General features: G+C 71.8%; 11 protein-coding genes. 8 read left to right on the plus strand and 3 right to left on the minus strand.

Features of this window, described 5'->3' with window-relative positions:
* Positions 1-73 precede the first annotated feature (73 nt).
* From MQN93_RS03045 to MQN93_RS03080, 8 genes are all read left to right on the plus strand, one after another.
* Complete coding sequence (locus MQN93_RS03045) at positions 74-1,333, plus strand: inositol-3-phosphate synthase (protein WP_242708156.1); 1,260 nt, start codon at positions 74-76, stop codon at positions 1,331-1,333.
* A complete protein-coding gene (locus MQN93_RS03050) occupies positions 1,330-2,322 on the plus strand; it encodes an SCO3242 family prenyltransferase (RefSeq protein WP_242708157.1) in 993 nt (330 codons plus the stop codon). The genes MQN93_RS03045 and MQN93_RS03050 overlap by 4 nt, the downstream gene beginning before the upstream one ends.
* Complete coding sequence (locus MQN93_RS03055; protein WP_242708158.1) at positions 2,319-3,266, plus strand: sugar phosphate isomerase/epimerase family protein; 948 nt, start codon at positions 2,319-2,321, stop codon at positions 3,264-3,266. The genes MQN93_RS03050 and MQN93_RS03055 overlap by 4 nt, the downstream gene beginning before the upstream one ends.
* Positions 3,263-4,036 (plus strand): EboA domain-containing protein, encoded by a 774-nt coding sequence (locus MQN93_RS03060; protein WP_242708159.1) that lies wholly within the window; start codon positions 3,263-3,265, stop codon positions 4,034-4,036. The genes MQN93_RS03055 and MQN93_RS03060 overlap by 4 nt, the downstream gene beginning before the upstream one ends.
* The gene (locus MQN93_RS03065; RefSeq protein WP_242708160.1) at positions 4,036-4,884 is read left to right on the plus strand and encodes a TatD family hydrolase; all 849 of its coding nucleotides are present in this window, start codon (positions 4,036-4,038) and stop codon (positions 4,882-4,884) included. Before MQN93_RS03060 ends, MQN93_RS03065 begins: the two co-directional genes overlap by 1 nt.
* A 3-nt stretch (positions 4,885-4,887) precedes the next feature.
* Positions 4,888-6,057, plus strand: a complete 1,170-nt coding sequence (gene eboE / locus MQN93_RS03070; protein WP_242708161.1) for a metabolite traffic protein EboE — start codon at positions 4,888-4,890, stop codon at positions 6,055-6,057.
* Positions 6,054-7,451 carry an alkaline phosphatase family protein gene (locus MQN93_RS03075; protein ID WP_242708162.1) on the plus strand — a complete coding sequence of 466 codons (1,398 nt, stop codon included), beginning with the start codon at positions 6,054-6,056 and terminating at the stop codon, positions 7,449-7,451. Before eboE ends, MQN93_RS03075 begins: the two co-directional genes overlap by 4 nt.
* A gap of 100 nt (positions 7,452-7,551) precedes the next feature.
* A complete protein-coding gene (locus MQN93_RS03080) occupies positions 7,552-8,592 on the plus strand; it encodes a sugar phosphate isomerase/epimerase family protein (protein ID WP_242708163.1) in 1,041 nt (346 codons plus the stop codon).
* A gap of 71 nt (positions 8,593-8,663) precedes the next feature.
* Here MQN93_RS03080 and MQN93_RS03085 read toward each other — a convergent pair whose 3' ends face one another.
* From MQN93_RS03085 to MQN93_RS03095, 3 genes are all read right to left on the minus strand, one after another.
* On the minus strand, positions 8,664-10,070 hold the full coding sequence (locus MQN93_RS03085; RefSeq protein ID WP_242708164.1) for an OFA family MFS transporter: 1,407 nt from the start codon (positions 10,068-10,070) through the stop codon (positions 8,664-8,666).
* Positions 10,067-11,458 carry an OFA family MFS transporter gene (locus MQN93_RS03090; protein WP_242708165.1) on the minus strand — a complete coding sequence of 464 codons (1,392 nt, stop codon included), beginning with the start codon at positions 11,456-11,458 and terminating at the stop codon, positions 10,067-10,069. Before MQN93_RS03090 ends, MQN93_RS03085 begins: the two co-directional genes overlap by 4 nt.
* A gap of 120 nt (positions 11,459-11,578) precedes the next feature.
* Positions 11,579-13,723, minus strand: coding sequence for an acetate--CoA ligase family protein (locus MQN93_RS03095; protein WP_242708508.1), 2,145 nt, complete (start codon positions 13,721-13,723; stop codon positions 11,579-11,581).
* Position 13,724 lies beyond the last annotated feature (1 nt).

Here is a 13,724-nt window from a genome sequence, read left to right on the forward strand (position 1 = left end):
CGGCGGCGGGCGGGGGACGCCGGACCTCCGCCCGCCGTCTTCCGGCACGACGCGCTCGACAAGGAGGCTGCCCATGTCCGCGTCCGTTTCCGAATCCCCCACTCCTTCGCGCGTCGGCGTATGGCTGATCGGCGCGCGCGGCTCCGTCGCGACCACCGTCGTGGCGGGCTGCGCCGCCCTCACCGCCGGCCTGCATCCGCCGACCGGCCTGGTCACCGAGACCCCGGTGTTCGCCGACGCGGGCCTGCCGCCCCTCACCTCCCTGGTCTTCGGCGGCCACGACACCCTGGACTGCCCGCTCCCCAAGCGAGCGGAGGCACTCGCCGCGGGCGGCGTCCTTCCGCCGGGCCTGCCCACGGCGGTGGCGTCCGAACTGGCCGCCGCCGACCGGGAGATCAGACCCGGTGGCCCCACCCCCGGCGACAGCCGCGACGAGGACGAGCTGATCGCCGCCTTCGCCGCCGACATCAGCGACTTCGTACGACGCTGCGGCCTGACGCGTGCCGTCGTCGTGAACGTGGCCTCCACCGAACCCCCGGCCACCGGACACGCCCTCCCGCCCAGCTCGCTCTACGCGGCCGCGGCCCTGCGCGCGGGCTGCCCCTACGTCAACTTCACCCCCTCCACCGGCCTGCACCACCCGGCGCTGGCCGCGGCGGCCGCATCCAGCGGTCTGCCGTACGCGGGCCGCGACGGCAAGACGGGCCAGACGCTGCTGCGTTCCGTCCTCGGCCCGATGTTCACCCAGCGGGCCCTCGCCGTCCGCGCCTGGTCCGGCGCCAACCTGCTCGGCGGGGGCGACGGCGCCGCCCTTGCCGACCCGGGCGCCGCCGCCGCGAAGAACGCGGGCAAGGAACGCGTCCTCGCCGACACCCTCGGCACGACGCCCGAGGGCGAGGTCCACATCGACGACGTCCCCGCGCTCGGCGACTGGAAGACCGCCTGGGACCACATCGCCTTCGACGGCTTCCTCGGCACCCGCATGATCCTCCAGACCATCTGGCAGGGCTGCGACTCCTCCCTCGCGGCACCGCTCGTACTCGACCTGGCACGCCTCGTCGCCCGCGCCCACGAAGCGGGCCTGTCCGGTCCGCTCGGCCCACTCGGCTTCTACTTCAAGGACCCGGTGGGGGAGGGGCCTTCGGCCCTGGGGGAGCAGTACGCGGCGCTGTCGGGGTTCGCGGAGCAATTGCGGGGCGTACGAGATGTGGGGGACGCCGGTTTGGCCGGCGAGGTGGGGGACGCGGGGTCGGCCGGCGAAGTGGGGGACGCGTACGGCGGAGATCGTGGTGCCGTTCCCCGTGGTGGGCGCCGACCGGAGCAGTCGCGGTGAGCGGGGCCGTTGCGCCAACCCCGCGCTCCGGACGCGCGAGCCGCAGACGTGCCTGGGCCGAACTGCTGCGTCTGCCCGCCCTGTTCACGGTTCCCGGCGACGCGCTCGCCGGCGCGGCGGCGACCGCCGCGGCCCCGGGCCCCCGCACCCTGCTCGCCATCGGCTCCTCCCTCTGCCTCTACGAGGCCGGCATGGCTCTCAACGACTGGGCGGACCGCGAGGAGGACGCCGCCGAACGCCCCCACCGCCCCCTGCCCTCCGGCCGCATCCACCCGGCCGCCGCCCTGACCGCGGCCTGCGCGCTCACGGGAGCCGGGCTCGCCCTCGCCGCACGCGCCGGCCGCCCCGCCCTCGCGGTCGCCGCACCGCTGGCGGCCACGGTCTGGGCATACGACCTCGCCCTCAAACACACCCCGGCAGGACCGCCCGCCATGGCCGCGGCCCGCGGACTCGACCTGCTCCTCGGCGCGGCGGCCACCACGGGCCGCACCCGCGAGGCCCTGAGTTCCGCGGCGCTGCTCGGCACGCACACCCTCGCGGTGACGGCCGTCTCCCGCCGGGAGACAACGGGCGGCTCTCCACTGCCCCCACTGGCCGCCCTCGCCACCACCGCCGCACTGGCCCGCCTGGCCACCCGCCGCCCTCCCCGACCCCCGGCAGGCCGCAGGGAAGCAGCCCCCGGCGGCCTGCCGGGCACCACACCCGAGGCCGGAGGCGCGGCCGTCCGCACCGCCTCCGAAACGACCGCCTCCCTTCTGCGCCCGGCCCTCGCCGCCGCCTACGCGGCCACCGCCGCCCGCCCCTACCTCCACGCCACGCTCAACCCCTCTCCTCCGCTCACTCAACGCGCCGTCGCCGGCGGCATCCGCGCCACCATCCCGCTCCAGGCGGCCCTCGCGGCCCGTGCCGGTGGCCTCTTTGCCGGTCTGCTGGTCGCCGCGCTGGCCCCGCTCGGCAGGCGGTTCGCGAGGACGGTGAGCATCACATGAGCGCACACAACGGGACCGCTCCCTTCCGATTCGGCTACGGCACCAACGGACTCGCCGACCTCCGTCTCGACGACGCCCTCGCCCTGCTCGCCGACCTCGGCTACGACGGCGTCGGGCTGACCCTCGATCACATGCATCTCGACCCGATGGCCCCCGACCTGCCCGCCCGCACCCACCGGCTCGCGGGGCGGCTGGCCGAGCTGGGGCTCGACGTCACCGTGGAGACCGGCGCCCGCTATGTGCTGGACCCGCGGCGCAAGCACGGCCCGTCCCTGCTGGACCCGGACCCCGACGACCGGGCCCGGCGCGTCGACCTGCTGATCCGGGCGGTCCGGGTCGCCGCCGACCTCGGTGCCCACGCCGTGCACTGCTTCAGCGGGATCACACCGCACGGCACGGACACCGACACCGCGTGGAAACGCCTGGCCGACGCGCTCACCCCCGTCCTGGACGCCGCCACCGCCGCCGGCGTTCCCGTCGCCGTCGAACCCGAACCGGGCCATCTCCTCGCCACCCTCGCCGACTTCCACCGACTGCGCGGCCACCTCGGCAACCCGGAACACCTCGGCCTCACCCTGGACATCGGCCACTGCCAGTGCCTCGAACCCCTCCCTCCCGCCGACTGCGTACGCGCCGCGGCCCCCTGGCTGCGCCACGTCCAGATCGAGGACATGCGCCGCGACGTCCACGAACACCTCCCCTTCGGCGACGGCGAAATCGACTTCCCACCCGTCCTCAAAGCCCTCGCCGAATCCGCCTACCAGGGCCTGACCGTCGTCGAACTCCCCCGCCACTCCCACGCAGGCCCCCACTTCGCCGAACACTCCCTCCACTTCCTCCACCAGACAGCCGAGACAGCCACGAGGACACCCAGCCTCGCCCCGGTGCCCGCCCCACCCCACGGCGATCCCTCCGCCACCCCCGAAGGGAGCACCCCCTCATGACGCACCCGCACACCGCCTGGGACACCCCCGCGGCGAACTCCGAAGCCACCACCCCCGCCACGGACCCGGAGGGCACCCCTGCCAAGCACCCGGAGGGCACCCCTGCCTCCGGCTCACCTGCCGACCTGTACGACCGGCTCAGGGCGCATCTCGACGCGGACGCCCGGGACTGGCTCGAGCAGGCGCTCGGTGAGGCCGCCGCACAGCCCGGTATTCGCGGGCCGATCTCCGTGTGGGAGCTGCGTCTTGCCGAAGCGGGGCGCCGGTGCGGTGCCGAGTACGCCGATGCGGCCCGGGTGCTGATCATGCACTCCGCCCGCGCCGGCACGGACGCCCTCTCCCGCGTCTACTCCCAGGGCACCGCCGCCGAACGCCGCTCCGTCCTGCGCGCCCTGCCCCACCTGGTCGACGGGCCGGAGGCGCTCCCGCTGGTCGAGGACGCCCTGCGCACCAACGACACCCGTATCCTCGCCGCCGCCGTCGGCCCGTACGCGGCCCGGCACCTGGCGCCCCACCACTGGCGCCACGCCGTCCTGAAGTGCCTGTTCACCGGTGTGCCCGTCGCCGAGGTCGCCGACCTTGACCGCCGCGCCCACGCCGACGCCGAACTCGCCCGCATGCTCCGCGACTACGCCGCCGAGCGCACCGCCGCGGGCCGTCCCGTGCCCGAGGACCTCCACCGCGTCCTGACCCTGACCGACCCCACGGCCACCCCACCCGCGCAGTCCGTCCGGCACGGAGCGCGCGGCACCGACGGCAAGGAGTCCTGATGCGCATCTTCGACCCCCACATCCATATGACGTCGCGGACCACCGACGACTACGAGGCCATGCACGCCGCGGGTGTCCGCGCCCTGGTGGAACCCGCCTTCTGGCTCGGTCAGCCCCGCACCTCGCCCGCCTCCTTCTTCGACTACTTCGACTCCCTCCTGGGCTGGGAGCCCTTCCGCGCCGCGCAGTACGGCATCGCCCACCACTGCACGATCGCCCTCAACCCCAAGGAGGCCAACGACCCGCGCTGTGTGCCCGTCCTCGACGAACTGCCCCGCTATCTCGTCAAGGACCAGGTCGTGGCCGTCGGCGAGGTCGGCTACGACTCGATGACCCCCGCGGAGGACACCGCCCTCGCCACACAGCTCCAGCTGGCCGCCGACCACGACCTGCCCGCCCTCGTGCACACCCCGCACCGCGACAAGCTCGCCGGGCTGCGCCGCACCCTCGACGTCGTGCAGGAGTCCGCGCTGGCCCCGGACCGCGTCCTGATCGACCACCTCAACGAGACCACCGTCAAGGAGGCCAAGGACAGCGGCTGCTGGCTCGGCTTCTCCGTCTATCCCGACACCAAGATGGACGAGGAACGGATGATCGCGATCCTGCGCTCGTACGGACCCGAGCAGGTGCTGGTCAACTCCGCCGCCGACTGGGGCCGCAGCGACCCCCTCAAGACCCGCAGGGTCGGCGACCTGATGCTGGCCGAGGGCTTCACCGAGGACGAGGTCGACCGTGTGCTGTGGCGCAACCCCGTCGCCTTCTACGGACTCAGCGGCCGGCTCAACCTCGACATCGCGGTCACCGAAGCCACCCACGAGGGCAACTCCATCCTGCGGGGCGGGGCGTGAGCCATGCGCTTCCGCCACCCCGACGGCTCCACCGTCCACCTCGCCTACTGCACCAACGTCCACCCGGCCGAAACCCTCGACGGCGTCCTCGCACAACTCCGCGACCACTGCGAGCCCGTCCGCCGCCGGCTCGGCCGCGACCGCCTCGGCATCGGACTGTGGCTCGCCAAGGACGCCGCGCACGCCCTCGTCACCGACCCGTCCGCCCTGCGCGGGCTGCGCACCGAGCTCGACCGGCGCGGCCTGGAGGTCGTCACCCTCAACGGCTTCCCCTACGAAGGCTTCGGCGCCGAGGAGGTCAAGTACCGCGTGTACCGGCCCGATTGGGCCGATCCCGAGCGACTCGACCACACCACCGCCCTGGCCCGCGTCCTCGCCGGGCTCCTCCCCGACGACGTCACCGAGGGCACCGTCTCGACCCTGCCGCTCGCCTGGCGCACCGCCTATGAGGAGGGCCGTGCAGAGAAGGCCCACACCGCCCTGGTCACCCTCGCCGAACGGCTCGACGCCCTCGACGAACTGACCGGCCGCTCCATCCGCGTCGGCCTCGAACCCGAACCCGGCTGCGTCGTCGAAACCACCGAGGACGCCCTCGCCCCGCTCACCGCGATCGCCCACCCCCGCATCGGCATCTGCGTCGACACCTGCCATCTCGCCACCTCCTTCGAAGATCCGCACACCGCCCTGGACGCGCTCACCGCGGCCCGCGTCCCCGTCGTCAAGTCCCAGCTCTCAGCCGCCCTGCACGCCGAACACCCCCATCTCCCCGAGGTCCGCGCGGCCCTCGCCGCCTTCGACGAACCGCGCTTCCTGCACCAGACCCGCACCTCCACCGCCGCGGGCCTGCGTGGCACCGACGACCTCGGCGAGGCCCTGCACGCCGATGCCCTGCCCGACGCCGGACCCTGGCGCTCCCACTTCCACGTCCCCCTGCACGCGGCCCCCGCCGCGCCCCTCACCTCCACACTCCCCGTCCTCAAGGCCGCGCTGACCCGGCTCGTCGGCGGCCCGCACCCGCTCACCCGCCATCTGGAGGTCGAGACCTACACCTGGCAGGCCCTTCCGCCCGAGCTGCGGCCCCGCGGCCGGGCCCAGCTCGCCGACGGCATCGCCGCCGAACTCACCCTGGCCCGCGACCTGTTGACCGACCTCGGCCTGAAGGAGCTGCCATGACCACCCAGTCGGCCGGCCCCGACCCCACCCCGCTCCTCGTCCTCGACATCGTCGGCCTCACCCCCCGTCTCCTCGACCACATGCCCCACCTCAAGTCGCTCGCCCAGTCCGGCTCCCGGGCCGCGCTCGGCACCGTCCTGCCCGCCGTCACCTGCGCCGCCCAGTCGACCTTCCTGACCGGCACCCATCCGTCCGAACACGGCATCGTCGGCAACGGCTGGTACTTCCGCGAACTCGGCGACGTCCTCCTGTGGCGCCAGCACAACGGGCTCGTCGCCGGCGACAAACTCTGGGACGCCGCCCGCCGCGCCCACCCCGGCTACACCGTCGCCAACATCTGCTGGTGGTACGCCATGGGCGCCGACACCGACTTCACCGTCACCCCCCGCCCGGTCTACTACGCCGACGGCCGCAAGGAACCCGACTGCTACACCCGGCCCCCGGCCCTGCACGACGAACTCACCGCAAAACTCGGCACCTTCCCCCTCTTCCACTTCTGGGGACCCGGAGCGGACCTGGTCTCCAGCCAGTGGATCATCGACGTGACCCGCCACATCATGGGCACCCGGCACCCGGACCTGACGCTGTGCTACCTCCCTCATCTCGACTACGACCTGCAGCGCTTCGGCCCCGACGACCCGCGCTCCCTGAAAGCGGCCGCCGACCTCGACGCCGCCATGGCCCCGCTCCTCGACGACGCCCGCGCCGAGGGCCGTACCGTCGTCGCCCTGTCCGAGTACGGCATCACCCGCGCGGACCGCCCCGTCGACATCAACCGGGCCCTGCGCCGCGCCGGACTCCTGGAAGTGCACACCCAGGACGGGATGGAGTACCTCGACCCGATGGCCTCGCGCGCCTTCGCGGTCGCCGACCACCAGATCGCCCATGTCTATGTGCGCCGGCCCGAGGACCTCGACGCCACGCGCGCCGCACTGACCGGGCTGCCCGGCATCGGTCAACTCCTCGACGACGAGGGCAAGAAGAGCCATCACCTCGACCATCCGCGCTCCGGCGAGCTGGTCGCCGTCGCGGAGCCGGACGCCTGGTTCACGTACTACTACTGGCTCGACGACTCCCGCGCGCCAGACTTCGCACAGCTCGTCGAGATCCACCGCAAACCCGGCTACGACCCGGTCGAACTCTTCATGGATCCCCTCGACCCCTACGTCAAGGTCAAGGCCGCGACCGCGCTGGCGCGCAAGAAGCTCGGCATGCGCTACCGCATGGCGGTCGTGCCCCTGGATCCCTCACCTATTCGCGGCAGCCACGGCCGCCTCCCTGCGAGCGACGACGACGGTCCGCTCCTCATCTGCTCCACTCCCCGCGCTGTCGGTGACCGCGTCGCGGCCACCGATGTGAAGTCAATCCTGCTCCGACTCGCCGGTCTCACCTGACGGACCGGCCCCACCGGCCCCTCGGATCCAGGTGATCCGACTGGTCACAAGTGAAGCACTCACCACTGACAACGCCCTTTGACCCCGAGGAGTTCCAGGCATGAGCCGCACTTCACCGACCGACCCCGAACTCACCCACCGCCTCACCAGACGAGGCATGCTCGGCGTGGCCGCGGGCGCCACCGCCGCCGCCCTGCTGGGCGCGGCGGCCCCCGCCTCCGCCGCCCCGGCCACCGCGGCGGACGCCTCCGGCCACGGCCGCGGACGGCCCGTCCTGCCGCCCGGGCGGCTCGGCGTCCAGCTGTACAGCCTGCGCGACAAGGTCGCTTCGCTGGGCTTCGCGCCCGTCTTCGCCGAACTGGAGAAGTACCGGTACGACGAGATCGAGTTCGCCGGATACACCCAGGGCACGGGGCCCATCACCCTGGCCCAGCTCAAGCGGCTGGCGAGGAACCACGGCCTGAACCCGATCGGCAGCCACGTCGGCTACTACTCCAGCGACCCGAACGCCTACACCTTCGCCCAGAACCTCAACCAGGTCCTCGACGACGCCCAGGCCCTCGGTCTCAAGCACATCGGCACCGCATCGGGCCCGAACCGCTACGGCAACACCGTCGACGCCTGGAAGCGGGCCGCCGAGGAGTTCAACACCTACGGCGCCGCGGCCAAGAAGCGCGGCATGAAGTTCTACCAGCACAACCACTCCGACGAGTTCGCCTTCGCCACCGACAACCCCAAGGTCCGCCTCTACGACGTACTGCTCGCCGAGACCGACCCCGGTCTCGTCTACCTGGAGATGGACATCTTCTGGGCGTACGCGGGCCAGTTCCGCTTCTCCAAGCGGCCCGACGGCTCGCCCGCACCCTTCGAGCCCCTCGACTACGTGCTCAAGCAGCCCCACCGCTATCCGCTCTTCCACGTCAAGGACGGAGTGAGCGACCCCGACAACGAGTTCGGGTACCGCATGGTCGACGTCGGCGACGGCGACATCGACTACAAGAAGTTCATCACCGCCGTGACCCGGCTGCGCGGCGAGCGCCTCGCCCACCACTGGCAGACCGAACACGACCAGCCCACCGAGTCGTTCACGTTCGCGCGCCGCTCCAGCGCGTATCTGCACTCCCTGCGCGAGAAGTGCTGACTTCTTTCGGCGAACGGACATGAGGAGGCCCTCCCCGCAACCGGGGAGGGCCTCCTCACGCGCGCGTGCCGTCAGCTCGCGGGCTGCGGCTGCGCAAGGGGTGCGTCCTTTCCACTGCGCCCGGGCTGACGCAGCAGCAGCGCGATCGCCGCGGCGACCATCGAGATGCCGCCCGCGAGGGCGTACGCCCCGTTGTAGCCCCAGGCCGCGACCACCATGGAGCCGAGGCCGCCGCCGAACAGTCCGCTGACCAGCTTGCCGCTGTACACCAGGCCGTAGTTGGTGGCGTTGTAGTTCTCCCCGAAGTAGTCCGGGGTGAGGGCGGCGAACATCGGGTAGAAGGCGCCGCCGCCGAAGCCGGAGAGGAACGCGAAGAACAGGAACAGCCACTCGTTCTTCATGTCACCGGCCCAGATGACGCCGAACTGGGCGAGGCCCAGGATCACGATGACGAACACCAGGGTCAGCTTGCGGCCCCACAGGTCCGACAGCCAGCCGACGACGGCCCGGCCGACGCCGTTGATGACGGCCATGACGCCCATCGAGGAGGCCGCCACCAGCGGTCCGAAGCCGGCTTCCTTGGCGTAGTCGACCTGGAAGGAGATGCCGAAGATCGACACACCCGCCGTCATGACGACGGTGATCCACATCAGCGGCAGCATGCCCGTCCTGATGGCCTCCTTCGGCGTGAACTGGCGTACCGCGGGAGGGTTCTTGGCGAGGCTGGCCGCGCTCTTGGTGTTGCCCGAGTACGACAGCGGGTCGATCTCGGAGGGCCACCAGTTCTTCGGCGGGTCCCGGAAGAAGAAGGCGCAGGCGGCCACCACGATCAGCACATAGACGCCGATCAGGTCGAGCACCTCGTTGTAGTTCCCGGTGTCGAAGGCGTAGTTGAAGATGAAGATGAACGGCAGCGAGCCGTAGGCGAAGCCGCCGTTGACGAAGCCCGTCTTCGCGCCCCGCCGTTCAGGGAACCACTTTCCGACCATGTTGATGCAGGTCGCGTAGATCAGGCCCGAGCCCAGGCCGCCGACCACACCGAAGCCGAGGACGGCCAGCAGCACGTTGTCGAGGTGGGACAGGGCCAGGAAGCCGACCAGACACATCGCGGCGCCCGTGTACATGGCGCGGCGCGCCGTGAGGATGCCGCGCTCGCGCAGCCAGCCGGCCGGGAACGCGATGCCCGCCTGGAAGAACACCCAGATGCTCAGGATCCAGAAGGTGTTGCTCTGCGTCCAGCCGTGCGCCTCGGAGAGGGTGTCCTCCGCGGAGCCGTAGGCGTACTCGGAGACGCTGATGGCCATCATGGCGATCCACGGGAGATACACCATGAACTTGCGGGAGTGACCGAGGATGTCCCGGTCCGTCTCGCCGACGCGGTAGACGCGGCCGCGGGCGTCGGTCACTTCTCGGTAGGGGCGGTGCGCGGCGCCTGGATCCGCCGATGAGCTGCCTGTTGCTATGGGGTCCGCGGTCATGTCAGTGACATCTCCTCGCCGAGCGGGTGCGGGTTGGGGACGATGCGCCGGGCGTTCGGCCTGCCCGGTGCCTTGAGGAAGAGCGCCAGTACTGCGGTGGCGAGGCCGAGGGAGCCGGCCGGTACGAACGCGCCGTCGTAGTCCGGGGAGCCGGTGACGAGCGCGCCCGTCACGAGGCCGACGACTCCGGCGATCGCCGTCGAACTGTGGATCAGGCCGTAAATGGCGGCGTTGTCGTTCTCGCCGAAGTAGTCCGCCGTCATGGCCGCGAACAGCGGGAGCAGCGCCCCGCCGCACAGGCCGACGACCACGGCGCACAGCAGGAAGAACGGCATGCTGCCCGCCCGCCCGGAGACCAGCACGCCGAACTGCGCCGTGCCGAGCCCGATGCAGACGATGCTGAGCGTGTTGCGGCGCCCGTAACGGTCGGAGATCCGGCCGACGACACCGCCTGCGGCGCCGGCGACGAGGGCCGTCAGGACGATCGCCGTGGTGACGGTCGCGTCGGCGAAGCCCGTCTCCTCGCCGAACGGCACGAGGACGGCGATGCCGAGGACGGCGATGCCGGTCGTGCACAGCAGACAGATCGACATCATCCACAGGACGGGTGTGCGAGCGGCCTCCTTCGGGGTGTAGTGCCTGACCGCCGGCGGGTTCTTCCGCAGTGCCCGGCGGATCCTCGGGTCGGTGGCCTGCCTCAGTGGATCGATGTGCGCGGGCCACCAGTTCTTCGGCGGGTCCTGGAGGAGCCGGCCGGCCGCGGCCACCGCCAGGCACAGCCCGATGCCCACACCGGTGAGCACGGCCCCCTCCTTGCTCAGGTCGAGGCCCGCGGCGAGCAGGATGACGAACGGTAGGGCCCCGAGGGCCGGACCGCCGCCGACGAGGCCGGTCGTGGCGCCCCTGCGCTCCGGGAACCACTTGCCGGTCGTGTTCACGCAGGTCGCGTGGACGAGACCGGTGCCGATGCCGCCGCACACGGCGAAGCCGAGGCGGGCGGCGCTGTCGTTCGGCGCGAACGCCAGGGCCGCTCCGCCCAGCAGCGTGCCCAGGGCGCCGATCGTCATCGCCGTACGCGCCGGGAGCCTGCCGCTCTCGCGCAGCCGCCCGGCGGGGAAGGCCACGGCCGCCTGGAAGAAGACCCAGACGCCCAGCAGCCGATAGATGTCCTGACCGCTCCATGGATGCGCCGTGTGGAGCGGGTCTGCCGCCGCCGCGAAAGCGAACGCGGCGGCGCTGATGCCCGTCGTGCCCACCCAGGGCAGGACGGCCATCCAGGTGCGTGACCGGCCCATCAGATCGACATCCGATTCGCCGATCCGATACACGCGGCCGTTGCGGTCCGTCACCTCCCTGCGCGGGACGGACGGATGGTAGGTCGTTGCCATTGCTCAGTGCCCCTTGCGTCGAAAGCTCTGGCCAGCGCCCCCTGTCCAATGCGTTTCGCGTGCGCACGGGTCCCGGGGGCCGACCGGCCGCACTGCCGGCCGGCCCCGCGTTCGCTCACGTCATGAACCGCCCCCCAACAGGCCCGCCGCCCGCGCCCAGCGGTACTTCGCGCCGAGGACCGCCACCGGCTTCTCGGTCGTGTACGGGTACGCCACGACCCCGCGCTCGTAGAGGTACTGGCAGGCCTCCTCGACCTCGACGTCACCCGCGAGGGAGGCCACCACGGGCTTCTCGATGCCGCGCTCGCGGAACTCGGCCACCACGCGCGCGGTGAGCTCCGCGAAGACCATCGGGGGAGTGACGATGGTGTGCCAGTAGCCGAGGACCAGCGCGTGGATGCGGGGGTCCTCCAGGCCGAGCCGGATCGTCGCCTCGTACGTCGACGGCGGCTCGCCCCCGGTGATGTCGACCGGGTTGCCCGCGGCCCCGAAGGGAGGGATGAACTTCCGGAAGGCCTCGTCCAGGTCCGGCGGTATCTCCATCAGGGACAGGCCGTTGTCGGTCACCGCGTCCGACAGCAGCACACCGCTGCCGCCCGCCCCGGTGATGATCACGACGTTGTCGCCCTTGGGGGTGGGAAGGACGGGCAACGCGCGCGCGTACTCCAGCATCTCGTTCAGGCCCGGCGCCCTGATGACACCGGCCTGCTTCAGGATGTCGTCGTAGACGGCGTCGTCGCCCGCGAGCGCCCCGGTGTGCGAGCCGGCGGCCTTCGCGCCCGCCGCCGTACGGCCCGCCTTCAGCACCACGACCGGCTTCTTCGGCACGGTCGCCCGCGCGGCCTCCACGAAGGCGCGCCCGTCCTTGAGGTCCTCCAGGTGCATCGCGATGCACTCGGTGTGCGGGTCCTCGCCGAACCAGGTCAGCAGGTCGTCCTCGTCGAGGTCCGACTTGTTGCCCAGGCCCACGATGGCCGACACACCCGTCTTCGTGGTGCGGGCGAAGCCCAGGATCGCCATGCCGATGCCGCCGGACTGCGAGGTCAGCGCCACCCCGCCCTTGACGTCGTACGGCGTGCAGAACGTGGCGCACAGGTCCTGCCACGTCGAGTAGTAGCCGTAGATGTTCGGCCCGAGGAGGCGTATGCCGTGCCGCTCGGCGATCGCGACGATCTCCGCCTGGAGTTCGTGCTCGCCGGTCTCCGCGAAACCGGAGGGGATCAGCACGGCGTTGGGGATGTTCTTGCGTCCCACCTCTTCGAGGGCCGAGGCCACGAACTTGGCGGGGATAGCGAAGACCGCCACATCCACCTCACCGGGAACGTCCGTCACACTCTTGTACGCCTTGCGGCCCTGAATGTCATCGGCCTTGGGGTTCACCGGATGGATCTCACCGGCGAAGCCTCCGTCGATGAGGTTGCGCATCACGGAGTTGCCGATCTTGCCCGGCTCGTTGGAGGCACCGATGACGGCGACCGAGGACGGCTGCATCAGACGGCGCATCGAGGTGAGGATCTCCTCGCGCGTGTACGTCCTGCGCGGGGGCGGCTGCTTCTCGGCGAGGATCACGCGGATGTCGGCGGCGACCGCGCCCTCAGGGGTCGCGATCACCGGGTTGAGGTCCACCTCGGCGATCTCCGGGAAGTCCGCCACCAGCTGGGACACCCGGCGGATCTGCTCGGCGATCGCCCACCGGTCCACGCCCGCGGCGCCGCGCACCCCGTTCAGGATCTCCGCCGACCGGATCGAGTCCAGCATGGACATCGCCTCGTCGGCGCTCACCGGCGCCAGCCGGAACGTGATGTCCTTGAGGACCTCGACGAGCACACCGCCTAGCCCGAAGGCCACCACCTTCCCGAACGTCGGGTCCGTCACCGAACCGACGATGACCTCCTGCCCCTGCGGCAGCAGCTCCTGGACCTGTACGCCCTCGATCCGCGCCGAGGCGTCGTACGCGCGCGCGTTCTCGACGATCCGGTGGAACGCGGCCCGGACGTCCGCGGCGCCCTCGACGCCGACGATCACACCGCCGGCGTCGGTCTTGTGCAGGATGTCCGGGGAGACGATCTTCATCACGACCGGTCCGCCGAAGCGCGCCGCGTACGAGACGGCCTCGTCGACGTCGGTCGCCAGCTCCTCTCCCGGTACGGCGATGCCGTACGCGTCGGCGATCACCTTGCCCTCGGGCGCGGTCAGCGCGGTCCGCCCCTCGGCCCGCACAGTGTCGAGGAGCGACCGCACCCTCAGCACCCGGTCTTCGGCCATC

The organism is Streptomyces spinosisporus, from assembly GCF_022698145.1.
GTDB classification, from domain to species: Bacteria; Actinomycetota; Actinomycetes; order Streptomycetales; family Streptomycetaceae; genus Streptomyces; species Streptomyces spinosisporus.